We start from the raw sequence: 24,916 nt of genomic DNA, 5'->3' as shown, positions 1-24,916 counted from the left end.
AATTGACCATGCAACTTGCCCGATTTTTCCCACACTAAATAAAGATCTTTCCCTAAGGAGCACAGGAAATGGAATCAGCCCAGGACAACCAAGGCCGAATTCTGCTGGTGGATGACGAGTCCGCGATCCTGCGCACGTTCCGTTACTGCCTGGAAGACGAGGGCTACAGCGTGGCCACGGCCAACAGCGCCGCCCAGGCAGAAACCCTGCTGCAGCGCCAGGTGTTCGACCTATGCTTCCTCGATTTGCGCCTGGGGGAAGACAACGGCCTCGACGTGCTGGCACAGATGCGTATCCAGGCCCCGTGGATGCGGGTGGTGATCGTCACCGCGCACTCGGCGATCGACACCGCAGTAGATGCCATCCAGGCCGGCGCTGCCGACTACTTGGTCAAGCCATGCAGCCCCGACCAGTTGCGCCTGGCCACTGCCAAGCAACTGGAGGTGCGCCAGCTTTCTGCACGCCTGGAAGCGCTGGAAGGTGAAATACGCAAACCCAAGGACGGCCTCGACTCCCATAGCCCGGCCATGATGGCGGTGCTTGAAACCGCCCGCCAAGTCGCCATCACTGACGCCAACATCCTCATCCTTGGCGAATCGGGTACCGGCAAGGGCGAGCTGGCACGGGCCATCCATGGTTGGAGCAAGCGTGCACGCAAAGCCTGCGTGACCATCAACTGCCCGTCGCTTAACGCCGAGCTGATGGAAAGCGAGCTATTCGGCCATACCCGCGGCGCCTTCACCGGCGCCAGCGAAAGCACCCTCGGGCGGGTCAGCCAGGCTGACGGGGGCACGCTATTCCTCGACGAGATCGGCGATTTCCCGCTGACCTTGCAGCCCAAACTGTTGCGTTTCATCCAGGACAAGGAATACGAACGCGTCGGCGACCCGGTTACCCGGCGTGCCGATGTACGTATCCTGGCTGCCACCAACCTCAACCTTGAAGAGATGGTGCGCGAAAGCCGCTTTCGCGAAGACCTGCTGTATCGCTTGAACGTGATTACCCTGCACCTGCCCCCGCTGCGCGAGCGCAGTGAAGACATCCTCATCCTGGCCGACCGCTTCCTCGCCCGTTTCGTCAAGGAATACTCCCGGCCCGCCCGCGGTTTCAGTGACGAGGCGCGAACCGCCCTGCTCAACTACCGCTGGCCTGGCAACATTCGCGAACTGCGCAACGTAGTGGAACGGGCCAGCATCATCTGCCCGCAGGAACGCGTGGAGATCAGCCACCTGGGCATGGGTGAACAACCCGCCGGCAGTGCCCCGCGCGTAGGTGCCGCACTTAGCCTGGATGAGCTGGAGCGTGCCCATATCGGTGCCGTACTGGCCGCCAGCGATACCCTCGACCAAGCAGCCAAGACCTTGGGCATCGATGCTTCTACCCTGTACCGCAAGCGCAAGCAGTACAACCTATGAAATGGCCGCCCATGAAGCTGCGTACGCGGCTTTTCCTCAGCATCTCGACGCTCGTCACCGTGGCGTTGCTAGGGCTGCTGCTGGGTCTGGTCAGCATGCTGCAGATGGCTACAGTGCAACAGCGACTGGTGCGCGACACCACCCATGCCCTGGAAGTGGGGCTGAAGTTGCGCCAGAACCTGGGCGAACAGATGATTCTGATTCTCGATGAAGACACCGCCCCAGAAAGCCTGCGGCTGCTGCAGGACAACTTCCAGGACCTGCTCAACCAAGGGCTGGAACAAGGCGGTGAGCGCACCGGTTTCAGCAAGGCGAGCAGCAATTACCAGGCCTTCCTCCAGACCTATCGCGACAGCGCCACACCCGCTCGCAGCATGGGTGTCGATCAGCCGCTTGGGGCCGCGTTCAATCAGGTGCGCACCGACCTCATCGATTCCCACAAGCAGGCATTGGACCTGATTACCCGTAGCGAGGAACGCACCCGTGACCGCGCATTGCTGGTCAGTGGTGTACTCGGCCTGATGGGGTTGGTGGTGTTGATACTGGGCTTTATCACCGCGCACAACATCGCCCGGCGTTTCGGCCAGCCGATCGAAGCCTTGGCCAAGGCGGCCGACCAGTTGGGCAAGGGCAATTTCGATGTGACCTTGCCGGTCGCCCAGGCCGCCGAGCTCAACCAGCTGACCCGCCGTTTTGGGCTGATGGCCGATGCCTTGCGCAAGCACCAGGCCACCAACGTCGACGAGCTGCTGGCCGGCCAGCAGCGTTTACAGGCGGTACTCGACAGCATCGACGACGGCCTGCTGATCATCGACCGCCAGGGCCGCCTCGAGCACCTCAACCCGGTGGCGCAGCGCCAGCTGGGCTGGAACGACAGCCGCGTGGGCAGCAGCCTGGTCGAAGCCCTGCAGCGACCCGAGCTTGAGCAACAACTGCGCCAGGTTCTGCGCGGGGGCAGCCTCGACCGCCCACCGGACGACCTGAACATGGAGGTCGATGAAGAATCACGTCTGCTCACCTACAGCCTGACCCCGGTCAGCCACCCGCAGGGACCAATCCTCGGCGCGGTGATGGTGCTGCACGATGTGACCGAGCAAAGGGCCTTCGAGCGGGTGCGCAGCGAATTCGTGCTGCGCGCCTCCCACGAACTGCGTACCCCGGTGACCGGCATGCACATGGCCTTTGGCCTGCTGCGCGAGCGGATCAAGTTCCCGCCCGAAGCCCGCGAGAACGACCTGCTGGAAACCATCGGCGAAGAAATGCAGCGTCTAACCCAACTGATCAACGACCTGCTCAACTTCTCCCGTTATCAGAGCGGTTTGCAAAAGCTCGAGCTGGCCCCCTGTGCCATCGACGACCTGCTGGACCACGCGCAATCGCGCTTTGCCGAACAGGCCGCGCACAAGCAGATCGAGTTGATCAAGGAACTGGACCCGCCGCTACCGCGCATCCAGGCCGACGTCGCCCAGTTGGACCGGGTGCTGGACAACCTGCTGCACAACGCCATCCGCCATACCGCCAACGGCGGGCGCATCCGCCTGCATGCCAGACGGCATGCAGAACGGGTGATCATCAGCGTCGAGGACAACGGAGAGGGCATTTCCTATGGGCAACAAGCGCGCATCTTCGAGCCTTTCGTGCAGGTAGGTCGCAAGAAAGGCGGCGCTGGGCTGGGGCTCGCGCTGTGCAAGGAAATTGTGCAGCTGCACGGAGGGCGCATGGGCGTGTTTTCGCGGCCGGGGCAGGGGACCCAGTTCTACATGGCGTTACCGGTCTGATTGCTTCAACGCGCCTACACCCGCCGCGGCAGGTGCCCACGAGTCACCAACTCGGCAAACTGCCGGGCGTTCAGCGGCCGGGCAAACAACCAGCCCTGGCCATAATTGACCCCCTCGCTGTTCAGCAGCACCGCCTGGTCCTCGAACTCGATTCCTTCGGCAATTACCCGCAGGTGCAAGTCATGGGCCATGCGGATGATATGCGGGGCCACGCCGCTACTGGCGGCATCGTGGCCCAGAGCGTCGATGAATGCCTTGTCGATCTTCAGGCAGTCCACCGGCAGGGTTTGCAGGTAGGCCAGGCTGCAATAACCGGTACCAAAGTCGTCGATCAGCACCTGGTGCCCCACGGCGCGTAGCGCCTGCAGATTGTCACGGGCGACCACCACGTCGATCAGGCCGCGCTCGGTCACCTCGAAGGCAATCTGGCTGGGCGCCACTCGATGCAAGGCCAGCAAGCGCGCCGCCACCCGGCCAATACGTGGCACCATCACATCGCAGGCCGCCAGGTTTATCGATATGTATAGCTTGGGGTGCGAGCGCAGTAGCTGTCCTAGCTGTTCAAGCACACGCTGCAGGACAAAGTCGGTGATCTGGCGAATCTGCCCGGTATTCTCCGCCAGCGGAATGAAAAGGTCCGGGCTGGTCAGGGTGCCGTCCGGGCGGCGCCAGCGCACCAAGGCCTCGGCGCCCACACAGCGCCGGCTGTCGAGCTCGATGATTGGCTGGTAGAGCACCTGCAGCTCTCCACGACGCAAGGCATTCTGTAACTCTGAACTCATCGACCGTCGTTGCAGAATCAACTGCAGAACCAACCAACCGATGCAGCAGGCCGCCAGCACGCTACCGGGGAACAGCAACCAGAGCATGCCGTTCATCTTCAACGGCAGACTGGCCCTCGGGGCAATCAGCACCAACTGGTAATCCGGCGACTTGGTCGGCATTCGGTAGATCAGCCGATCACTGAGTTCCAGCAGCGACTTGTGGCTGGTCGACCAGGCCGAGGGTGGTGGCCATACCTGTGGCGGGCCAAGCACCGGAATGGCCCGGGCGCCGTTGTCCAGCACCACCACCAGGCTGCCACCTGGGGGCAGGTCCACCACATCGGTCAAATGCCCACGGGAGGTGGAAACCAGAAACTTGCCCCGGCCCAGCATCAGTGCTGCCAGGTTCTCGTTCGGCTCGGTGGTGGTGTTAAGCCAGTAGCTGTACGTTGGCCCCTGGATATCTGGCGCCCGCAAGGGAACGAACGCTCGCTCATCACCGCGGTTGGAGCAGGCAACATTGCCATCTACATAAGCCGCTTCATAGATGAACCGCGAGTTCAGGCCAACCTGCTGCAAGGCTGCCAGCATTGCCGGGCTGCAGCCGCGCAAGGGTTGGGCCTGCAGCAGGTCGACCCCTTCGCGCAATTGGCCGAACACCTGTTCGAGCCGTTCCAGAAAACGCTCGCCCTGGGCATTCATCTGTTCGCTTTCGCTTTGTTTCATTTGTTGCAGGGCAATGCCGATGCTGGCAGAGAGCAACACCGCGGCGCTGGCCAGCGCTGCCAAAGTGGCCAGCATCCAGGGACGGTAAAAAATTTGGCGCAGCAAGGCGATGAAGGCTGACATCGAAGGCATCCAGTTGATAACCAAGGTATAGCAACGGAATCAATAATCACCCTCACCGTTTGGCGCTTCGCTGCAATCCACCCACGCGCTTTGTAGAAACAGCCTTGTGGCTGCGATGAGACCGTTAAGTCGATACAACTGCGTCGACCCAACTCGCCTATTCGCAGCGCAAGGCTTGCAACAAGGACCCCGCCCGCCGTGACTCAACGCATGCGGTTAAGTACCTGCAGCATCGCTGCTGTCTGCGCATCCGGCATACCGTCGAAGCGCTGCGGGCGGAAGCGCATCTGGAAGGCGGCGATCACATGACGTGTGGCGACATCCAGCACGCCGGTCTGCTCGATCTGATAGCCAAACCGTGCCAGCTCCTGCTGGTACCAGCCAACGCTTGGCGGGTTGACGCTGAAGTAGGCTTGCTGCCGTGCCACGGCGTTGGCATCCGGCCAGATACCCAGCCCGGCGTCGGCCAGGCGCTTCCACGGGAACAATGGCCCCGGGTCCAGCTTGCGCAGCGGGGCGATGTCACTGTGGCCGATGATATGGCGTGGTTCGATGTTGTTGCGTTTGACAATGTCCTTGAGCAGCGCGATCAGCGACTGGATCTGCGCCTCGCTGTAAGGGTGCCAGACCCGGCCGTTCGGGGTGTCGGTGAAGCCTGGGTTGACGATCTCGATACCAATGGACGAGGAGTTCAGCCAGGTACGCCCCTGCCACTGGCTCTCACCGGCATGCCAGGCGCGACGGTTTTCATCTACCAGCTGATACACCGTAGCCGGGCCATCGCCGATCAGGTAATGGCTGCTGACTTCACCATGGGTAAGCAGCGCCAGGGAGCGCTCCAGCGAAGCATTGGTGTAATGCAGGACAACGAACTGGATGCGGTTGTCCTGATTGGCCGAAGGGTGACTGCGGTCGATGCGCAGGCCCGTCGAGCAACCGGCGACAGACAACAGCAAAAAGGAAATCAGGGTTTTTTTAAGCGTGGAAAGCACGTCAGTGGCCTCAGCGTATGAGCGCTACAGTATAACGTGCTCACATGCGCTGTGCCTGCCGGACAGCGGCTGGCTAACCATGCTCGACGCGATTACGCCCCAGCTCCTTTGCCCGGTACAGCGCTGCATCGGCCCGTTTGAGCACCTGGTCGCTGCGTTCGCCAGAACGGAATGCACCCAGGCCGATGGAGGTGGTGATCACCACCCGTTCTCCCTTGAAGTGGAATGGGCAGGCTTCGACTGTGGCACGCAACACCTCGGCCACTTGCGCAGCGACTGCGGGCGTAGTCTGCGGCAGCAGCAAGACGAATTCCTCGCCGCCAAAACGGGCGATGAAATCCCGGCCCCGCAGACGCTTGCGCAACTGGTCGGCCACGATCTTGAGGACCTTGTCCCCAGCCAGATGACCATAGTTGTCGTTGATGCGTTTGAAATGGTCCAGGTCAAGAATCGCCATCGCCAGATGGCCGCCGTTTTCCTGCCAGTCAAGCATTTCGCGTTCGACTCGCTCGCTCCAGGCCGCACGGTTGGGCAGGCCGGTGAGCGGGTCCAGCAGGGCTTTCTGGCGCTGTTCTTCCAGGTGCTCGCGATAGCCAAGCGCCTCATGCTCCATGCTCGCCACCCGCTCCGACAAGCCTTGCAGGCGACCGGCCAGTTCCTGCTCGCGGCGATCACGCTCGTGCTTGTGCTCGTCCATCGTCACCAGCAAGCCTTCCAGGCGGTTTTCCAGAATGTGCTTGAGGCTGTCTACATCGGCGGCACCTTGCACGCTGCTCTGCAGGCCGTCGACGTGCTCACGCAGTTGGCTATCCAGCTCGCGGGCAGCGGTGCTGTTGTCCGCGTGGCCGGCGCTGGCCTCGTGCAGGTGGCTCTGGAAACCTTCCAGGCGTTCATTGAGCTGCTGCAGGTAGGTTTCGAATTCGTGCTGACCGCTGTCGGTGATCGCCAGCATGAGTACTGCCAAGTCATCCAGCACCGGGATCAGTTCGTACCAGTTCAAGCCGCGAGCAACCCGCTCGCGCATTTCCTGCGCCTGAGCCTTGTGTCGCTCGGGCAGGCTGAGGTCATCGAGCAGACCGATCAGGGTCTGCTCGATGTGCGCGGCAACCTGGCTGTAAGGCGGCTCCACTGCGTAGGGCAGGGCATAGGGGCCGTCTTCACCAAAGGTTTCTTCAAGGGCTTGTAAGGGTTCTGCCTCAGCCAACGGCTCGCTGGCGGAAACTTCAGCTTCCGGCAATGGCGCCTTGTCCCTTGGCAACGGGGCTGGCGGCATTTCGGCCGTTTCGATCAGCGCCGGGCCAAATGCCTCCAGCTCAAGCTCGGGCGCTTCGGCCACCTCGGCAGTCGGAGCAGCAGGAGCCGGCAACGGTTGTAGCGCATCGACGTCATCGTGCCGCGAGGGCTCGGCACTGCCGGCTGCCTGGGGTACAACCTCGGCAGCAGGTAACGCTACCGGCGCAAGCTCTGCTCCTGCCTGTGCATCTTCCTCGCGGCTTCCAAACAACCGCTGCAGAAAACCGGGTCGGGCTTCTTCACTCGGCTTGCCAAGGGCCGACAGCGCGCGCCCCTGCAAGCCGCTCAACTCGCCCAACAGCGGCGGCAGCTCGCGTGACTGGGCAACCCCGCCCTCGAGCTTCTTCGCCAGTTTTTTCAATGGCCGCGAGATATCGCTGGGCAGGGGCAGGCCTTGCAGTTGGCCAACCAGTGCGGTCAGCGCATCGCTGACCTGGTTCATGCGGGTTTCGCGACGCTGTTCGGAATCCAGTACCGCTTTCTCAAGGCGCGGAATCAAGCCAGCGAGGCCGGCGTCCATATTGTCGCTGCGAATGACATCGCGCATTTCCTTCATGCACTCGTCTACCACCTTGTCACTGCCTTCAGCAGCCAGGGTGCTGCGCACCAGGCCTCGGCGCAGCAGGTCAAGACGGGCATCCCAACGGCGCTCGAGCTTTTCTTGCTGCTCGATGCTTTTAAGGTATTTTTCTTTCCAGCGCTCAGCGTCTTCAGTCATGCCCGGGTCCGCAAACGGTGATGGCAATTAGCTCAAAACCGGCAGCGTATCCACAGTCAATGCATCAGGCAATCGAATCTCGACAGCAACGGGAAGGTGGTCCGAAATTGGCTGCGCCAGCACCTCGACACGCTCCAGCGTGAGGCTTGAACTGAGCAGAATATGATCGAGGCAACGCTGCGGTCGCCAGCTGGGGAAGGTGGCCTCGACTTGTGGGGCGACCAGGCCCAAATCGCGCAGCGGCGAATGCTCCAGCAGGTCAGTGGCATGGGTGTTCATGTCACCCATCAGCACCTGGTGACGGTAACCGCCTATCAGCTCGCGGATATAACCCAGCTGCAGGGCGCGGGTTTTGGCCCCCAATGCCAGGTGCATCATCACCACTATCAGCGCATCTTCGCCTTCGCCAAACCGCACCAGAATCGCACCACGCCCGGCCGGGCCAGGCAACGGATGGTCTTCGAGCAGTTGCGGCTTCAGGCGGCTGAGCACACCGTTGCTGTGCTGGGCAAAACGCCCAAGGTTGCGGTTGAGCTGCTGGTACCAGTAGGGGAAGGCCCCCAAGTGGGCCAGGTGTTCGACCTGGTTGACGTAGCCCGAGCGCAGGCTGCCACCATCGGCTTCCTGCAGGGCCACCAGGTCGAAGTCGCCCAGCAGCCTGCCGATCTTCTGCAGGTTACCGGCACGCCCGTTATGCGGCAGCAGGTGCTGCCAGCTACGCGTCAGGTAATGGCGGTAGCGCTCGGTGCTGATGCCCACCTGGATGTTGAAACTGAGCAGCCGCAGCCGGCCATCCTCGGGCAGGCCCGGGGCCTGCAGGTGATGCTCGTTGACCTGCGGCTCGTGCAGGCCAATGCCACGCGTAGCTCTGAAGCGGGGCATGGGTGACGCCGCCTACTTGGCAGCGCGCTCCTTGTCGATCAGCTGGTCGGCGACATTCAGCACGCCTTCCGGTCCGCCGGCAGTCCCCAGGTCGAAGCGGTACTTGCCGTTGACGACCATGCTCGGTACGCCGGTGATTTCATACTTCTTCGCCAATTCCTTGGCCTGTTTGACCTGGCCCTTGATGGCGAACGAGTCGAAGGTGGCGAGGAACTTGTCCTTGTCCACACCTTGAGTGGCGAGGAAGTCGGCCATGTCGTTCTTGTCGGTCAGGCGCTTGTGCTGGTTCTGGATGGCATCGAACACCGCGGCATGAACCTTGTGCTCGACGCCCATGGCTTCGAGGGTCAGGAACATCTGGCCGTGTGCATCCCACGGGCCACCGAACATGGCCGGTACGCGCTTGAAGTTGACGTCCTTGGGCAGCTTTTCAGCCCAAGGGTTGATGGTCGGCTCGAAGTGGTAGCAATGTGGGCAGCCGTACCAGAACAGCTCGACGACTTCGATCTTGCCAGGCACGGAAACCGGAACAGGGTTGCTCAGCTCGATGTATTCCTTGCCGGCGACAGGCTCGGCGGCCTGAACGGCAGTCATACCGAATACGCTGGCGGCGACCAGCGCAGCGCTGAGAATCAGTTTACGCATGCTTTACTCCTGAGCAGTCATGGGTCGCCACGACGCGACCTGCACTGAGACAGGCCGGGAAGGGCTCGAGTTCTGTAGTGTAACGGCTGCGGACGGAAAAAAGGGCAGCCCGGCCGCCCTTTCATCATTGACCTACAACATTAACCGAAAGTTAATGCAGGCCCTGGATGTAGCTGGCCAACGCTTCGATGTCACGGTTGCTCAGCTTGCCAGCGATGGTGCGCATGGTCATGGCATCGCCATCGTTGGTGCGGTTGCCTTCGCGGAAGTCAGTGAGCTGCTTGGCCACGTACTGCGAGTGCTGCCCGCCCAGGTGCGGGAAGCCGGCCAGGGCGATACCCGCGCCGTTGGGCGAGTGGCAGCCAGTGCAGGCCGGCATGCCCTTTTCCAGGTCGCCGCCATTGAACAACGCGCGGCCGCGCTCGACCAGCTTGGGATCGGCGGCACCCACGCTGCCTTTCTGGCTGGAGAAGTAGGCGGCGATATCGGCCAGATCCTGGTCGCTGAATGCGGCCAGCATGCCGGTCATTTCCAGCACGGTACGCTTGCCCGACTTGATATCGTGAAGTTGTTTTTCGAGATAGCGCTGGCCTTGGCCGGCCAGTTTCGGGAAGTTCGGTGCCAGGCTGTTGCCGTCGGGGTTGTGGCAGGCGCCACACACGGCGGTCTTGGCCTGGCCAGCGGCGGCATCGCCTTTGATAGGTTGCGCAGCAGTGGCCGCACCAGCGACACCCAAGGTCAACAGCAGACTCACGACTAGTTTGTTCATCAGCTAATCCAACACGGCTAAGGGTGAAATGTTATGTATCGGGACTGCCGCTCATCCAAAGGATGACCAAACGGTAGTCCTCGGCACTGCAGTCCATGCACAATCCACGCGGCGGCATAGCCTTGAAACCCTGGGTCACGTGCTTCACCAGTACATCCATGCCTTGCGCCAGCCTTGGCTCCCATGCTGCCCGGTCACCCCGTCTGGGTGCCTGTGGCAACTGCCCGGTGTGACAGGCCGCACACGTGCGGTTGTACAACACCTCGGGATCCTGTGTAGCCTGTGCGCTGAAAAACGGCAGGAACATACCGACAGCAAGCAGCCATTTCGCCATGCGGAACGACCTTCAGGGTTGGGGGCCGCGCTGCGTTCTGTTGCGCGAGCTATTGTTCGACACCCCATGCCCGTTCTCCTTCGCTGGGAGAATGAGCACACAAAAACTGGGGCATTATATACTTCCGCCATCCAAACGGAAACGACACCGCTTGCCAGGCTTGGCTCTACAAAGTCAGGCAACACCCACATCGGATATCCCATGCAAGTCAAGAACCCCATCCTCGGCCTCTGCCAGAAAGCCAAATTCGCCCTCAGCGCAGCCAAGGTCGAACAATGCCCGGACGACCAGGGTTACGAGGTGGCTTTTGCCGGCCGTTCCAACGCCGGCAAATCCAGCGCCCTCAATACCCTGACCCATGCCAGCCTGGCGCGTACCTCGAAGACTCCCGGGCGCACCCAGCTGTTGAATTTCTTCAGTCTGGACGATGAACGGCGTTTGGTCGACCTGCCGGGCTATGGTTATGCAAAAGTCCCGATTCCGCTCAAGCAGCACTGGCAGAAACACCTGGAAGCCTACCTGGGCAGCCGTGAGTGCCTGCGTGGCGTGATCCTGATGATGGACGTGCGTCACCCGATGACCGACTTCGACAAGATGATGCTCGACTGGGCCAAGGCCAGCAGCATGCCGATGCACATCCTGCTGACCAAGGCCGACAAGCTGACCCACGGCGCGGGCAAGAACACATTGCTGAAAGTGCAGTCGGAAATCCGCAAGGGCTGGGGGGATGGCGTGACCATCCAGCTGTTCTCGGCACCCAAGCGCCTGGGCGTGGAAGACGCCTACCGAGTGCTGGCGGACTGGATGGAACTGGAAGACAAGCCGGTCGTTTAGTGGTTTGCGCCTGACCCGGGTTTACCCGCGAAAGGGCCGGGCCTGCTCTCCACCCGCCGTTCACAGTTGCCGCCTCTACCGTATTCGCGGGTAAACCCGCTCCTACACCTGATCGGGGTTGGACACGCTTTGGTGATTGGGCGCAGGCCGTTGTAGGAGCGGGTTTACCCGCGAATGCGATGTCGAATTCACCGCTGCATTCGCGGGTAAACCCGCTCCTACGGGGGGCTCAGTACAAGCCATCCGGCAAATTCCGGGCAAAAAAAACCCCGGACTTCGTATGGGGAGGGGGAAGTTCGGGGTCCAAGTCCGGACCGCTAGGGCGGGGTCCAGATATCTGCCAACACTTAACACAACATAGGAGCATCGAAGGGCTTCACCAGCCATTCAGTTACTCTGAGTTCCGCTTCACCGGTTTAGTTCCGAAGCCCATAAAACTATTTGCGATAGTTTCATGAAACTTAAGCACCCCCGGCACTGAGCGGTGCTCGGATCCGCGTCACTACGTCGCAGATCCTACACAGTTTTACCTGCTCAATCAGTGAGCTTCGTCCCAATTCGCACCAACGCCTGCTTCGACAAGCAGCGGCACATCCAGCTGCGCGGCCTGGCTCATGTGCTGGCGAATTTCATCTTTCACCTGCTGCACCAGGTCCTCGCGTACTTCAAGCACCAGTTCGTCGTGCACCTGCAGGATCACCCGGGCATCCAGCCCGCTCTCGCTCAACCAGTTATCTACCTTGACCATGGCCCGCTTGATGATGTCGGCAGCAGTACCCTGCATCGGGGCGTTGATCGCCGTGCGCTCGGCGCCCTTGCGCAGGGCAGGGTTCTTGGCATTGATGTCTGGCAAGTACAGCCGGCGGCCAAACAGGGTTTCGACAAAGCCTTGCTCGGCCGCCTGGGCGCGAGTGCGCTCCATATAGGCCAGCACGCCTGGGTAGCGGGCAAAGTAGCGGTCGATGTAGTCCTGTGACTGCTTGCGGTCGACGCCGATCTGCTTGGCCAGGCCAAAGGCGCTCATGCCGTAGATCAAGCCGAAGTTGATGGCCTTGGCGCTGCGGCGCTGGTCGGTGGTCACGTCTTCCAGGGCCACACCGAACACTTCGGCTGCTGTGGCGCGGTGCACGTCCAGGTCATTGCGGAAGGCATGCAGCAAGCCTTCGTCCTTGGCCAGGTGGGCCATGATGCGCAGCTCGATCTGTGAATAGTCCGCCGCCAGAAGCTTGTAGCCCGGACTGGCGATGAACGCCTGGCGGATACGCCGCCCTTCAGCGGTGCGGATCGGGATGTTCTGCAAGTTCGGGTCGCTCGACGACAACCGGCCGGTGGCCGCCACGGCCTGCTGGTAGGACGTGTGGATACGCCCGGTGCGCGGGTTGATCTGCCCCGGTAACTTGTCGGTGTAGGTGCTCTTGAGCTTGCTCAGGCTGCGGTACTGCATCAGCACCTCTGGCAGCGGGTAGCCTTGCAAGGCCAGTTCGTCGAGCACTGCTTCGGCGGTGGATGGCTGGCCCTTGGCGGTCTTGCTCAACACCGGCATGCCCAGCTTGTCGTAAAGGATCGTGCCCAGCTGCTTGGGCGAGCCGAGGTTGAACGTCTCACCGGCGAGCTCGTAGGCACGCAGCTCCAGCTCAGCCATCTTCACGCCCAGCTCACCGCTCTGTACTTTCAACAGCTCGGCATCGACCAACGCACCCTGGCGCTCGATCCTGGCCAGCACCGGCACCAGCGGCATCTCGATATCCATCAGCACCGGTTGCACGCTCGGCGTCTGTGCCAGGCGGGCCTGCAATGCATGGTGCAGGCGCAGGGTGATGTCGGCGTCTTCGGCGGCGTAGGGGCCGGCCTTGTCCAGGTTGATCTGGTTGAAGGTAAGCTGCTTGGCACCCTTGCCGGCGATGTCCTCGAAGGCGATCGTGGTGTGGTCGAGGTACTTCTGCGCCAGGCTGTCCATGTCATGACGGGTGGCGGTGGAGTTCAGCACGTACGATTCGAGCATGGTGTCGTAGGCCACGCCGCGCATCTCGATGGCAGGGGAGCCATTGGCGAGGATGTTGATGTCGTACTTGGCGTTCTGCCCGACCTTGGCCTTGGCCGGGTCCTCCAGCAGTGGCTTCAGCGCCAGCAGCACGGCCTCGCGGTCCAGCTGGGTCGGCGCGCCTTCGTAATCGTGGGCCAGCGGCACATAGGCCGCTTCATGCGGCTCGACTGCGAAGGACAGGCCGACCAACTGCGCCTGCTGGGCGTCCAGGCCGGTGGTCTCGGTGTCGAAGGCAAACAGCGGTGCCTTGCGCAGCTTCTCCAGCCAGGCGTCGAAACGGGCCTGGTCGAGAATGGTTTCGTATTTGGGCTCGACCTTGGCCGCAGGCTCCACGGCCGGGGCGACATCATCACCAGCCTTGGCCGCATCGCGCTGCACTTCGGCGACCCAGCTCTTGAACTCCATCTCGGTGTACAACGCCAGCAACGCCTCGCGGTCAGGTTCACCGCACACCAGCGCTTCGACCTCCACATCCAGCGGTACGTCAACTTTGATGGTGGCCAGCTCGTAGGACAGGAATGCCGCGTCGCGGTGCTCCTCCAGCTTGGCCGGCAAGGTCTTGGCGCCGCGAATGGCCAGCGCTGGCACCTTGTCCAGGTTGGCGTAAAGGTCGCTGAGACCGCCGCCGATGCCGGTCAGCAGCCCCACCGCCGTTTTTTCGCCCACACCCGGCACGCCGGGGATGTTGTCGACCTTGTCACCCATCAGGGCCAGGAAGTCGATGATGTGTTCCGGGCCGACGCCGAATTTCTCGTGCACGCCAGCCACGTCCAGCACGCTTCCGGTCATGGTGTTGACCAAGGTAATGTGCCCGTCCACCAGCTGCGCCATGTCCTTGTCACCGGTCGAGATGATCACCGGGCGACCCAGGGCGGCGCTGCTGCGCGCCAGGGTGCCGATCACGTCGTCAGCCTCGACGCCCTCCACGCACAGCAGCGGGTAGCCCAGCGCCTTGACGCTGGCGTGCAGCGGCTCGATCTGTACCCGCAGGTCGTCCGGCATGCTGGGGCGGTTGGCCTTGTACTCGGCGAACATGGCATCGCGGAAAGTGCCGCCCTTGGCGTCGAACACCACGGCGAAGAGGCTGTCGGGGTATTGCTTGCGCAGGCTCTTGAGCATGTTCAGCACACCCTTCACCGCGCCGGTCGGCATGCCCTTGGAGGTGGTCAGCGGTGGCAGCGCGTGGAAGGCGCGATAAAGGTAGGAGGAACCGTCCACCAGGACGAGGGGCGCTTGGCTCATGAGCAGAATCAACCTTTTCGACGGGTCCGGCGCTAGAATAGCCAGAATCATTGACGACAAAGGGACTAGGTTATCATGCGCACACTCAATCGCCTGTTACTGCTCGGCCTGTTGGCAACCATGCCTGTCGTCACCCTGGCGGCGGACGACGCCCCCTCGGCCGATCCCGAGGTGACCATTCGCACGGAAGGCGATAAAACCATCCAGGAATACCGGCAGAACGGCTTCCTGTATGCGATCAAGATCACGCCGAAAAACGGCAAGCCTTATTTTCTGGTACGCGCTGATGGCACTGATGCCAATTTCATTCGATCCGACCAGCCGGACATGCTGATTCCGTCCTGGAAGATCTTCGAGTGGTAAGCTGACGCGCACCGTTCACATCAACCCGGCACTTCCCGGCGGAAGTGCCCGTATGGGCAATTTTTCATCATGTCAGTCTTCACCCCCGTGACCCGGCCTGAGCTGGAAACCTTTCTGGCGCCGTACGAGCTGGGCCGTCTGCTCGACTTCCAGGGCATTGCCGCCGGTACCGAGAACAGCAATTTCTTCGTCAGCCTCGAACAGGGGGAGTTCGTCCTGACGCTGATCGAGCGCGGGCCCAGCGAGGACATGCCGTTCTTCATCGAGCTGCTCGATACCCTGCACGGTGCCGACATGCCGGTGCCCTATGCCATTCGTGATCGCGACGGCAACGGCCTGCGCGAGCTGTGCGGCAAGCCGGCATTGCTGCAGCCCAGGCTGTCGGGCAAACACATCAAGGCACCCAACAACCAGCACTGCGCCCAGGTCGGCGAACTACTGGCACACATTCACCTGGCCACCCGCGAGCACATCATCGAGCGCCGCACCGACCGCGGCCTGGACTGGATGCTGGCCTCGGGTGCCGAGCTACTGCCACGCCTGACTGCGGAGCAAGCCGCATTGCTGCAGCCAGCGCTGGACGAAATCAGCGCACACAAGGCGCAGATCCTGGCCTTGCCGCGGGCCAACCTGCATGCCGACCTGTTCCGCGACAACGTGATGTTCGAAGGCACCCACCTGACCGGTGTGATCGACTTCTACAATGCCTGCTCCGGGCCGATGCTGTATGACATCGCCATCACCGTGAACGACTGGTGCCTGGATGAGCAGGGCGCGGTGGATGTACCACGCGCCCAGGCGCTGCTGGCAGCTTATGCGGCGCTACGGCCGTTCACTGCAGCCGAAGCCGAGCTGTGGCCGGAAATGTTGCGGGTAGGCTGCGTGCGTTTCTGGCTGTCGCGCCTGATTGCGGCCGAGTCGTTCGCCGGGATGGATGTGATGATCCACGATCCGAGCGAGTTCGAAGTGCGTCTGGCGCAGCGCCAGCAGGTGGCTTTGCACCTGCCGTTCGCGCTGTAGACCGCGTCTGCTTCTTCGCGGGCACGCCCGCTCCCACAGGTACAATGACAAACTCAAGGTTTGAGTTTATCCCTGTGGGAGCGGGCGTGCCCGCGAAGGGGCCGGTACAGGCTTACAACTGCTCCAGGCAGCCTGCCAGGTCACCGCCCAGCTTCTCCAGCAAGCGCTCATACCCTTTGCCATCCACCGGATCGGTGCCACCCAAGGCATCCAGCTCGGCAAGGCGTACCGGCAACCCGGCAGTCAGGGTCTCGGCCAATCGCGGCCGCAGTGGCGGCTCGCTGAACACGCAGGTCTTGCCCACTTCCTGAAGACGCTTGCGCATGGCCGCCACATGTTGCGCCCCAGGCTGCACCTCGGATGCCACGCTGAACACGCCCGCGTGCTTAAAGCCATATTCAGCTTCAAAATAGTCGAAGGCTTCGTGGAAGACGAAGTACGGCTTGCCGGCAATACCGGTCACGCGCGCCTTGATACGCCCATCCAACGCATCCAGGCGTTCATCGAAGGCCTTCAGGTTGCTCTGATAGCGAGCCGCATTGGCCGGGTCGACCTGGGCCAGGTCAGCTGCCATTTTTGCCGCGATTACTCGCGCATTGACCGACGATAGCCACAAATGCGCATCCAGGCTGCCTGGGCGGTGATCGTGGTCATGATCGTCGTGGTCTGCTTCCTCATGGGAATGGCTGTCCTCGCCAAAGTGGCGCAGCTTCATGCCCGGCAACGACTGCACAGCCACTGTGGCCTTGCTGCGGCTTCCCAGCACACGCGCAAGGAAGTTCTCCATGTCCGGGCCGATCCAGTACAGCAGGTCGGCATCGCCTACCCGCCGCACGTCGGAGGGACGCAGCGCATAGTGGTGGGGTGAAGCGCCGGGCGGCAGCAGCACGTCAGGGCTGCCAACACCCTCCTGCACGGCAGCGGCAATCTGCTGCAGGGGCTTGATGCTGGTGAGCACACGCACGTCGGCCTGCGCGGATAATGCGATGAAAGCGACAAACAGAGCCAGGAATCGGGACACGGTGGATACTCGAATCTTCAGAAACAGGTAACATAATAACGTCTCTGTCCAGAACCGTCGCTGCCCATGTCCATCACACCGCTGGCCAACCGTCCTCACGACCACTCCCATTGCGTACACAGCGCACTGGCTGAAGCCGACACCTTGTGCACCCGCCAGGGCCTGCGCCTGACAGCCCTGCGCCGCCGTGTGCTGGAGCTGGTGTGGCAGAGCCACAAGCCACTGGGCGCCTACGACATCCTCGCTGTGCTCAGTGAGCAGGACGGCCGCCGCGCCGCGCCGCCCACGGTGTACCGCGCGCTGGACTTCCTGCTGGAAAACGGCCTGGTACATCGCATCGCATCGCTGAACGCCTTCATCGGCTGCAGCCACCCCGAGCACGTGCACCAAGGCCAGTTCCTGATCTGCCGGGCTTGCCATGTGGCCATCGAGCTCGAGCAGAGCAGCATCAGCGAGGCCATCATCAACAGCGCCAAAGGCGTGGGTTTCACGGTCGAGACCCAGACCGTGGAAGTGGTCGGCCTGTGCGGTAACTGCCGGAGCGCGGCATGAGCGACGCCCTGATTCGCCTGGACCAGGTCGGCGTCACCTTTGGCGGCGAGGCGGTGCTCGACAGCATCGACCTGTCGGTCGCCCCAGGCCAGATCGTCACCCTGATTGGCCCCAACGGGGCGGGCAAGACGACCCTGGTGCGCGCCGTACTTGGCCTGCTCAAGCCACATCGCGGCAAGGTATGGCGCAAGCCCAAGCTGCGCATTGGCTACATGCCGCAGAAGATTCAAGTTGATGCCACACTGCCGCTGTCGGTGCTGCGCTTCCTGCGCCTGGTGCCCGGCGTAGACCGCGCGGCAGCCTTGTCGGCGCTGCAGGAAGTGGGCGCCGAGCAGGTCATCGACAGCCCGATCCAGACTATTTCCGGCGGCGAAATGCAACGCGTGCTGCTGGCCCGCGCCTTGCTGCGCGAACCCCAGTTGCTGGTGCTCGACGAACCGGTACAAGGTGTGGACGTGGTCGGCCAGACCGAGCTTTACAACCTCATCACCCGCCTGCGCGACCGCCACGGCTGCGGCGTGCTGATGGTATCCCACGACCTGCACCTGGTCATGAGCGCCACCGACCAGGTGGTGTGCCTGAACCGCCACGTGTGCTGCTCGGGCCACCCTGAGCAAGTCAGCGGTGACCCGGCGTTCGTCGAGCTGTTCGGCAAGACCGCACCGAGCCTGGCCATCTACCACCACCATCACGACCACAGCCATGACCTGCATGGCTCGGTGGTCGCCCCTGGCACCCATGTTCACGGAGAGCACTGCAAGCATGGCTGATTTTCTTCTCTACGCCTTGCTTGCCGGCTTGTCCCTGGCACTGGTTGCAGGCCCACTGGGCTCTTTCGTGGTATGGCGGCGCATGGCCTATTTTGGCGACACCCTGTCTCACGCCGCGCTGCTCGGTGTGGCCTTGGGCTTTGCCCTGGATGTCAGCCCAGCACTGGCGGTAACCGTGGGCTGCCTGTTGCTGGCGATCCTGCTGGTGACATTGCAGCAACGCCAGCCGCTGGCCTCAGACACCCTCCTGGGTATCCTGGCCCCCAGCACCTTGTCGCTGGGCCTGGTGGTGCTGAGCTTCATGCACGATGTGCGCATCGACCTGATGGCTTACCTGTTCGGCGATCTGCTGGCCATCAGCACCACCGACCTGGCCTGGATCCTCGGTGGCAGTGCACTGGTCCTGCTGCTGCTCGCTGCGCTGTGGCGGCCGCTGCTGGCGGTTACCGTGCACGAAGAACTGGCCATGGTTGAAGGCCTGCCCGTGGCCGGCTTGCGCATGGCGCTGATGCTGCTGATCGCGGTGGTGATTGCGGTTGCCATGAAAATCGTTGGCGTGTTGCTGATTACCTCACTGCTGATCATTCCTGCCGCTGCGGCACAGCGCCACGCCCGCTCACCAGAGCAGATGGCCCTGGGTGCCAGCCTGCTGGGTGTCACCGCGGTGTGCGGCGGCCTGGCCATGTCCTGGTTCAAAGACACCCCCGCCGGGCCCTCGATCGTGGTCTGCGCCGCAGTGCTATTCTTGCTGAGCCTGGCCCTGCCAAAACGCTGAAAAGCAAGGCGTGTGCAGGCACGCCTTGCAACCTTCGGCCCGTAAAGGGTCTGTAAGGCCTATTTTCGAGCGTGCGCACCTGGGTGTAGACTTGCTCGCTTTTTGCGCAAATAGAGAGTCGCAGGAATGAAGCCGTTCGCCTCCCGTTATCTGCTTGTTGCCGCGTTTTCCCTGATCCTGGCTGCCTGTTCCAATGCGCCGGTCGAACAGGCCACCGCACCTGCTCAAGCAGATGCCTGGCAGCAGTTGCAACAGAACATCGCCAGCAACGAGCTGGCTACCGCCGAAGACCAGCTTGCAGCACTGCAGGCCCAGTCGCCGGATGATGCACGCCTGGAGCAATACCAGCGCCAACTGGCCGAAGCTTACCTGCAACGTAGCCAGATCGTCCTGCAGAAGGGCGATGTGAACGCGGCAGCTACCGCGCTGGCCCGTGCCCGGGCCCTGATGCCGCAGGCGCCAGCGGTGACCGGCGGGGATGCCGTGACCCAGGCCCGCAAGGCCGAGCTGGAAAAGGCTGAAGCGGCGCTGAAAGCCGCCGAGGCCAAGCCCGAGGCACGCATCATCGACCCGACAGCGCCAAGTACCGTGGTGGCCTTGAAGACCACTGACAGCCGTGCGCTGCGCCGCCAACTGGACGACATTGCCGCCGATGTGGTGAGTTACCAGTGTGAGGTGGTATTCCAGGTACCGCGCACCGAGGATGCGCCTTGGCTGAAGACTTTGCTGGAAAAGCGCGTGCGCAAGATTGACAGTGGGTTTGAGCTGAAGCAGAAGCATCAGATCCAGCGCTCGCTGCCGGCGCAGGTGGTGCTGGTCCCGCATCAGCAGTAAAAGCTTCGCCGGTAAACCCGCTCCTACACGGCCGATGCAGGAGCGGGTTTACCCGCGAAGCGGCGTTATCAGGCAGGAACAGCTTCAGCCGCCGCCTCCCGCTCCCACACCCGGTGGCCTTCTACCGCTTTGACAAAGGCATCCACTGCCTTCTGCTCATCCCCGAGCAACAGCCCCTTGTCCTCCTTGAGCCCCAACGCTTTCGCCAATTCCTTGGTCAGCACCAGCGCCTTCAGGTGCTTGTAACCCTCCAGCACGAAGTGCTTGGCCAATCCGCTAGCCGCCAGCGCATCCGTAGAGGCCTTGCCCGCTGGCACGACAATCCCGTCGAACATGATCGAAGGCATCCCCTCCATCGACGCCGCTACCGGCAGTTGCTTGCCATCCGCCGCCTTCACCGGCGCCGAGGTCGGCCCCAAAAGCATCGGCCGGGCACTGTGCGCTTCCAGGGCCTTGACCAGTTTGTCCACGCTGGCAGCGTCCACGCCATCTGCCACCAGCACAGCAATCTTGCGCCCCTTGATACCCACCGAACCTGGGTGGTTCATCTGGCTCAACGCAGGCGATTGCGCCAGCTGGCTACCCTTCACCTTCACCGTACCCGCTTTCGGCGCAGGAAGGCCCAGGTTGGCCGCAACTGCCGCTGCCAGCTTCAGGTCGATGTTGGCGAGAATTTCATTCACTTCCCGGGCGCGGATATGTTCACGCTCCACTTTGCCCAACTCGAAGCTGTAAGCCTTGATGATGTGCTGTTGCTCGGTCGGGCTCATGCTCTGGAAGAACAGCCGAGCCTGCGAGAAGTGATCGCCGAACGACTCACTGCGCTGGCGAATCTTGTGCGCATCGATACGCTCCTGATAGCTCTCGAAGCCGCCGTCTTGCGCCGCAGGCGGGGTTTCCTTCGGCCAGCCGCCGTCAATCGAGTTGGGCTCATAGGAAGCCCGGCCCTTGTGCACGACGTGCTGGTGCAGCGCATCACGCTGGTTGTTATGGTTCGGCGCTACCGGCCGGTTGATCGGGATCTGGTGGAAGTTCGGCCCACCCAGGCGGCTGATCTGGGTATCGGTATACGAGAACAGCCGGCCCTGCAGCAGCGGGTCGTTGGTAAAGTCGATACCTGGCACGATATGGCCTGGGCAGAACGCCACCTGTTCGACCTCGGCAAAGAAATTGTCCGGGTTGCGGTTGAGCACCATCTTGCCCAGCGGCGTGACGGGTACCAGTTCCTCCGGGATGATCTTGGTCGGGTCCAACAGGTCGAAGTCGAATTTGTGTTCGTCAGCCTCAGGCACAATCTGCACGCCCAGCTCCCATTCCGGGTAGTCACCGGTTTCGATGGCTTCCCATAGGTCACGGCGCTGGAAGTCGGTGTCCTTGCCCGCCAGTTTCTGGGCTTCGTCCCACAGCAGGGAATGCACGCCCTGGCGTGGTTTCCAATGAAACTTGACGAAGCTGGCCACGCCCTCGGCATTGATCAGGCGGAAGGTATGCACGCCAAAGCCTTCCATCATTCGAAGGCTGCGCGGGATGGCGCGGTCAGACATGGCCCACATGACCATATGAGCCGACTCCGGCACCAGCGAGACGAAATCCCAGAAAGTGTCATGAGCCGAACCGCCGGTCGGTATCTCGTTGTGGGGCTCTGGCTTCACCGCGTGGACAAAGTCGGGGAACTTGATGGCATCCTGGATGAAGAACACCGGCATGTTGTTGCCGACCAAGTCGAAATTGCCTTCATCTGTATAGAACTTGACAGCAAAGCCCCGCACATCTCGCACCGTATCGCCCGAACCGCGTGGGCCCTGAACCGTCGAGAAGCGGACAAAAACCGGGGTGATCTTTTCCGGATCTTGCAGGAAGCCGGCCTTGGTCAGCTCGGCGTGGTTGCCATAGCTCTGGAAGAACCCGTGTGCCCCGGTACCGCGGGCGTGCACGATGCGCTCGGGGATACGCTCATGGTCGAAGTGGGTGATTTTCTCGCGCATGATGAAGTCTTCAAGCAGCGAAGGTCCGCGATCACCCGCCTTGAGGGAGTTCTGGTTGTCAGCAATGCGCACGCCTTGGTTGGTCCGCAGCGCCTGCCCGGTCGCATCGCTGCGGTCGGCCTCCAGGCTCTGCAGCTTGGCATTGGTGTTGGCCCTGTCAGGGGTCTGGGTACCGGCGGCCTCGCTGTGCTTGGGCGCATCCGTTTTCTTGCTGGGCATGATCGGCTCTCCTCATCAGTCTTAAGGCGTGCCCGTTCAGGGCTTGTCCAAGTAGTGACTGGAGGGCGTTGCCGAGCGTTCAATCAGGATTACCGGTTGTCGCGATATGCCCGATGGATTGGTGCATGACGAAATAAATGCTAAGAACAGCTATGGGAAAAGGCTAAAATGCGCGACCCCAGCTAACCGCTGACCCAAATTTCAATGCGCCCCACAAGGTTCGCTACGTGATCGAGTTCCAACAGGTACATAAAACCTACCGCGTTGCCGGTAGGGAAATCCCCGCACTGAATCCGACCAGCCTGACCATCGAAGATGGCCAGGTGTTCGGCCTGATCGGCCATTCCGGCGCTGGCAAAAGCACCATGCTGCGCCTGATCAACCGCCTGGAAGAACCTTCCGGCGGCACGATCATCGTCGACGGCGAAGACGTCACCGCGTTCAATGCCAGCCAGTTGCGCGGCTTCCGCCAGCAGGTCGGGATGATTTTCCAGCACTTCAACCTGCTGGCCTCCAAGACCGTCGCCGACAACGTCGCCCTGCCACTGGCCCTGGCCGGTGAGCTGTCGCGCAGCGAAATCGACAAGCGCGTCACCGAGCTACTGGCTCGCGTTGGCCTGTCGGACCACGCCAAAAAGTACCCGGCGCAGCTGTCCGGCGGCCAGAAGCAGCGCGTCGGCATCGCCCGCGCCCTGTCCACCAACCCGAAGATCCTGCTATGCGACGAGGCCACCAGTGCCCTCGACCCGCAAACCACGGCCTCGGTCCTGCAACTGCTGGCCGAGATCAACCGTGAACTGAAGCTGACCATCGTGCTGATCACTCACGAGATGGACGTGATCCGCCGTGTCTGCGACCGCGTGGCAGTGATGGACGCCGGTCAGATCGTCGAGCAAGGCTCGGTGGCTGAGGTGTTTCTGCACCCGCAGCACCCCACCACCAAGCGCTTCGTCCAGGAAGACGAGCAGGTCGACGAAGGCGAGCAGCGCGACGACTTTGCCCACGTGCCAGGCCGCATCGTACGCCTGACCTTCCAGGGCGACGCCACCTACGCGCCGCTGCTGGGCACCGTGGCCCGCGAAACCGGTGTGGACTACAGCATCCTCGCCGGGCGTATCGACCGCATCAAGGATGTCCCCTATGGCCAGCTCACTCTCGCCCTGATCGGCGGAGACATGGAAGCGGCGTTCGCCCGCTTCAAGGCAGCTGACGTACATATGGAGGTACTGCGTTGATGGACGCCCTGAATTTCTTTGCCAACGTCGACTGGGCCGAAATCTGGCTGGCCACCGTCGATACCATGATCATGCTGTTCGGCTCGCTGTTCTTCACCGTGCTGCTGGGCCTGCCACTGGGCGTGCTGCTGTTCCTCTGCGGGCCAAAGCAGATGTTCGAACAGAAGGGCGTCTATGCGCTGCTGTCGCTGGTGGTCAACATCCTGCGCTCGCTGCCATTCATCATTTTGCTGATCGTGATGATCCCGTTCACCGTGCTGATCACCGGTACCTCGCTGGGCGTTGCAGGCGCCATCCCGCCGCTGGTGGTGGGTGCCACGCCGTTCTTTGCGCGCCTGGTTGAAACCGCCTTGCGTGAAGTGGACCGCGGCATCATCGAAGCCACCCAGTCGATGGGCGCCACCACCCGCCAGATCATCACCAGTGCGCTGCTGCCGGAGGCCCGTCCGGGCATCTTCGCGGCCATAACGGTAACCGCCATCACCCTGGTTTCTTACACTGCCATGGCCGGTGTGGTGGGTGCCGGGGGCCTTGGTGACCTGGCTATCCGCTTCGGTTACCAGCGTTTCCAGACCGATGTGATGGTAGTGACCGTGGTACTGCTGCTGGTACTGGTTCAAGTCCTGCAGAGCGTGGGCGACAAACTGGTCGTGCATTTTTCCCGTAAATAACCCCAATGGGGTCGGCCTGGCCGACCCGTTCGGGGGCCGTCGCGGCCCTCACAAGGAGTGATCAATGAAGAAGCTGCTTGCTGTCGCTGCCGCTGTCGCGGCCTTCTCGGCCCAGGCCGATACCCTTACCGTCGCCGCCACCCCGGTGCCGCACGCCGAGATCCTCAACTTCGTCAAACCACAGCTGGCGAAAGAAGGCGTAGAGCTGAAGGTCAAGGAATTCACCGACTACATCCAGCCGAACGTGCAGGTGGCGGAAAAGCGCCTGGACGCCAACTTCTTCCAGCACCAGCCTTACCTGGATGAATTCAACAAGGCCAAGGGCACCAGCCTGGTGAGCGTGGCCGGCGTGCACATCGAGCCACTGGGCGTGTATTCGACCAAGATCAAGAAACTGGACGAGCTGTCCTCCGGCGCCACCGTGGTCATCCCCAACGACGCCACCAACGGCGGCCGCGCCTTGCTGCTGCTGGACAAGGCTGGCGTGATCAAGCTCAAGGACAACAAGAACATCCTGTCGACCGTGAAGGATGTGGCCGAAAACCCGAAAAACGTGAAGTTCCGTGAGCTGGAAGCCGCCACCATCCCGCGCGTGCTGACCCAGGTAGATGCTGCCCTGATCAACACCAACTACGCGCTGGAAGCCAAGCTGAACCCGGAAAAAGACGCGCTGGCCATCGAGGGCAGCGACTCGCCTTACGTGAACATCCTGGTTGCCCGCCCGGACAACAAGGACTCGGACGACATGAAGAAACTGGCGGCTGCACTGCACTCGCCTGCGGTGAAGCAGTTCATCATCGAGAAGTACAAAGGCGCTGTGGTTCCGGCGTTCTGATCCAACATCCCCGGGGCCGCTTTGCGGCCCTTTCGCGACGCAAGGCCGCTCCCACAAGGTAGGCGTACGCCGATCCA

General features: G+C 62.2%; 22 protein-coding genes. 12 read left to right on the top strand and 10 right to left on the bottom strand.

What is annotated here, in order from left to right:
• Positions 1–68: 68 nt before the first annotated feature.
• Together algB and V7787_RS33470 are read left to right on the top strand one after the other, a co-directional pair.
• On the top strand, positions 69–1,415 hold the full coding sequence (algB, locus tag V7787_RS33475; protein ID WP_010951528.1) for a sigma-54-dependent response regulator transcription factor AlgB: 1,347 nt from the start codon (positions 69–71) through the stop codon (positions 1,413–1,415).
• Positions 1,412–3,193: a KinB sensor domain-containing domain gene (locus tag V7787_RS33470; RefSeq protein ID WP_064490884.1), complete on the top strand. Its 1,782-nt coding sequence runs from the start codon at positions 1,412–1,414 to the stop codon at positions 3,191–3,193. Before algB ends, V7787_RS33470 begins: the two co-directional genes overlap by 4 nt.
• A 14-nt stretch (positions 3,194–3,207) precedes the next feature.
• On the opposite strand, the gene V7787_RS33465 is transcribed toward V7787_RS33470, so the two are convergent.
• The 7 genes from V7787_RS33465 to V7787_RS33435 all read right to left on the bottom strand — a co-directional run bounded on the left by V7787_RS33465 (position 3,208) and on the right by V7787_RS33435 (position 10,439).
• Positions 3,208–4,806 (bottom strand): EAL domain-containing protein, encoded by a 1,599-nt coding sequence (locus V7787_RS33465; RefSeq protein ID WP_019437393.1) that lies wholly within the window; start codon positions 4,804–4,806, stop codon positions 3,208–3,210.
• Between the two features lie 203 nt (positions 4,807–5,009).
• Positions 5,010–5,798 carry an N-acetylmuramoyl-L-alanine amidase gene (locus V7787_RS33460; protein WP_020191154.1) on the bottom strand — a complete coding sequence of 263 codons (789 nt, stop codon included), beginning with the start codon at positions 5,796–5,798 and terminating at the stop codon, positions 5,010–5,012.
• A gap of 73 nt (positions 5,799–5,871) precedes the next feature.
• Entirely contained in the window at positions 5,872–7,809 is a 1,938-nt protein-coding gene (locus tag V7787_RS33455; protein WP_064490885.1) for a GGDEF domain-containing protein, read from the bottom strand.
• A 27-nt stretch (positions 7,810–7,836) separates the two neighbouring features.
• Positions 7,837–8,691, bottom strand: a complete 855-nt coding sequence (locus tag V7787_RS33450; protein WP_003252985.1) for an endonuclease/exonuclease/phosphatase family protein — start codon at positions 8,689–8,691, stop codon at positions 7,837–7,839.
• Between the two features lie 12 nt (positions 8,692–8,703).
• Positions 8,704–9,336, bottom strand: coding sequence for a thiol:disulfide interchange protein DsbA (dsbA, locus tag V7787_RS33445; protein WP_003252987.1), 633 nt, complete (start codon positions 9,334–9,336; stop codon positions 8,704–8,706).
• Positions 9,337–9,487: 151 nt separating this feature from the next.
• On the bottom strand, positions 9,488–10,105 hold the full coding sequence (locus V7787_RS33440) for a c-type cytochrome (RefSeq protein WP_020191157.1): 618 nt from the start codon (positions 10,103–10,105) through the stop codon (positions 9,488–9,490).
• 31 nt (positions 10,106–10,136) lie between these two features.
• Positions 10,137–10,439, bottom strand: coding sequence for a c-type cytochrome (locus V7787_RS33435; RefSeq protein WP_003252992.1), 303 nt, complete (start codon positions 10,437–10,439; stop codon positions 10,137–10,139).
• 201 nt (positions 10,440–10,640) lie between these two features.
• Between V7787_RS33435 and yihA the strand changes: the two genes are divergently transcribed.
• Positions 10,641–11,273, top strand: a complete 633-nt coding sequence (yihA, locus tag V7787_RS33430) for a ribosome biogenesis GTP-binding protein YihA/YsxC (protein ID WP_010951522.1) — start codon at positions 10,641–10,643, stop codon at positions 11,271–11,273.
• Between the two features lie 538 nt (positions 11,274–11,811).
• Here the strand turns inward: yihA and polA are convergent.
• Positions 11,812–14,559: a DNA polymerase I gene (gene polA / locus V7787_RS33425; RefSeq protein ID WP_064490886.1), complete on the bottom strand. Its 2,748-nt coding sequence runs from the start codon at positions 14,557–14,559 to the stop codon at positions 11,812–11,814.
• Between the two features lie 75 nt (positions 14,560–14,634).
• Between polA and V7787_RS33420 the strand changes: the two genes are divergently transcribed.
• Positions 14,635–14,922 carry a DUF2782 domain-containing protein gene (locus V7787_RS33420; RefSeq protein ID WP_010951520.1) on the top strand — a complete coding sequence of 96 codons (288 nt, stop codon included), beginning with the start codon at positions 14,635–14,637 and terminating at the stop codon, positions 14,920–14,922.
• A 69-nt stretch (positions 14,923–14,991) separates the two neighbouring features.
• Positions 14,992–15,942, top strand: a complete 951-nt coding sequence (locus tag V7787_RS33415) for a homoserine kinase (protein ID WP_003252998.1) — start codon at positions 14,992–14,994, stop codon at positions 15,940–15,942.
• A 112-nt stretch (positions 15,943–16,054) separates the two neighbouring features.
• On the opposite strand, the gene V7787_RS33410 is transcribed toward V7787_RS33415, so the two are convergent.
• Positions 16,055–16,963 carry a zinc ABC transporter substrate-binding protein gene (locus V7787_RS33410; protein WP_064490887.1) on the bottom strand — a complete coding sequence of 303 codons (909 nt, stop codon included), beginning with the start codon at positions 16,961–16,963 and terminating at the stop codon, positions 16,055–16,057.
• Positions 16,964–17,029: 66 nt separating this feature from the next.
• Here V7787_RS33410 and zur point away from each other — a divergent pair, with 66 nt between their 5' ends.
• From zur to V7787_RS33390, 4 genes are all read left to right on the top strand, one after another.
• Positions 17,030–17,515, top strand: coding sequence for a zinc uptake transcriptional repressor Zur (gene zur, locus V7787_RS33405; protein WP_020191160.1), 486 nt, complete (start codon positions 17,030–17,032; stop codon positions 17,513–17,515).
• Positions 17,512–18,285, top strand: coding sequence for a zinc ABC transporter ATP-binding protein ZnuC (gene znuC, locus V7787_RS33400; RefSeq protein WP_010951517.1), 774 nt, complete (start codon positions 17,512–17,514; stop codon positions 18,283–18,285). The genes zur and znuC overlap by 4 nt, the downstream gene beginning before the upstream one ends.
• Positions 18,278–19,060 (top strand): zinc ABC transporter permease subunit ZnuB, encoded by a 783-nt coding sequence (znuB, locus tag V7787_RS33395; protein WP_003253007.1) that lies wholly within the window; start codon positions 18,278–18,280, stop codon positions 19,058–19,060. Before znuC ends, znuB begins: the two co-directional genes overlap by 8 nt.
• A gap of 126 nt (positions 19,061–19,186) precedes the next feature.
• Positions 19,187–19,894, top strand: coding sequence for a PA5502 family lipoprotein (locus V7787_RS33390; protein ID WP_010951515.1), 708 nt, complete (start codon positions 19,187–19,189; stop codon positions 19,892–19,894).
• A gap of 68 nt (positions 19,895–19,962) precedes the next feature.
• Here the strand turns inward: V7787_RS33390 and katE are convergent, their stop codons facing one another.
• Positions 19,963–22,098 carry a catalase HPII gene (gene katE / locus V7787_RS33385; RefSeq protein WP_064490888.1) on the bottom strand — a complete coding sequence of 712 codons (2,136 nt, stop codon included), beginning with the start codon at positions 22,096–22,098 and terminating at the stop codon, positions 19,963–19,965.
• Between the two features lie 227 nt (positions 22,099–22,325).
• On the opposite strand from katE, the gene V7787_RS33380 reads away from it, so the two are divergent.
• The 3 genes from V7787_RS33380 to V7787_RS33370 all read left to right on the top strand — a co-directional run bounded on the left by V7787_RS33380 (position 22,326) and on the right by V7787_RS33370 (position 24,839).
• Positions 22,326–23,333 carry a methionine ABC transporter ATP-binding protein gene (locus tag V7787_RS33380; RefSeq protein WP_003253013.1) on the top strand — a complete coding sequence of 336 codons (1,008 nt, stop codon included), beginning with the start codon at positions 22,326–22,328 and terminating at the stop codon, positions 23,331–23,333.
• Positions 23,333–24,004, top strand: a complete 672-nt coding sequence (locus V7787_RS33375) for a methionine ABC transporter permease (protein WP_010951513.1) — start codon at positions 23,333–23,335, stop codon at positions 24,002–24,004. Before V7787_RS33380 ends, V7787_RS33375 begins: the two co-directional genes overlap by 1 nt.
• 64 nt (positions 24,005–24,068) lie before the next feature.
• Entirely contained in the window at positions 24,069–24,839 is a 771-nt protein-coding gene (locus V7787_RS33370) for a MetQ/NlpA family ABC transporter substrate-binding protein (protein ID WP_064490889.1), read from the top strand.
• Positions 24,840–24,916: the final 77 nt, after the last annotated feature.

The organism is Pseudomonas sp. CGJS7, assembly GCF_036961695.1.
This window is presented reverse-complemented; position numbering and strand designations above follow the sequence as displayed.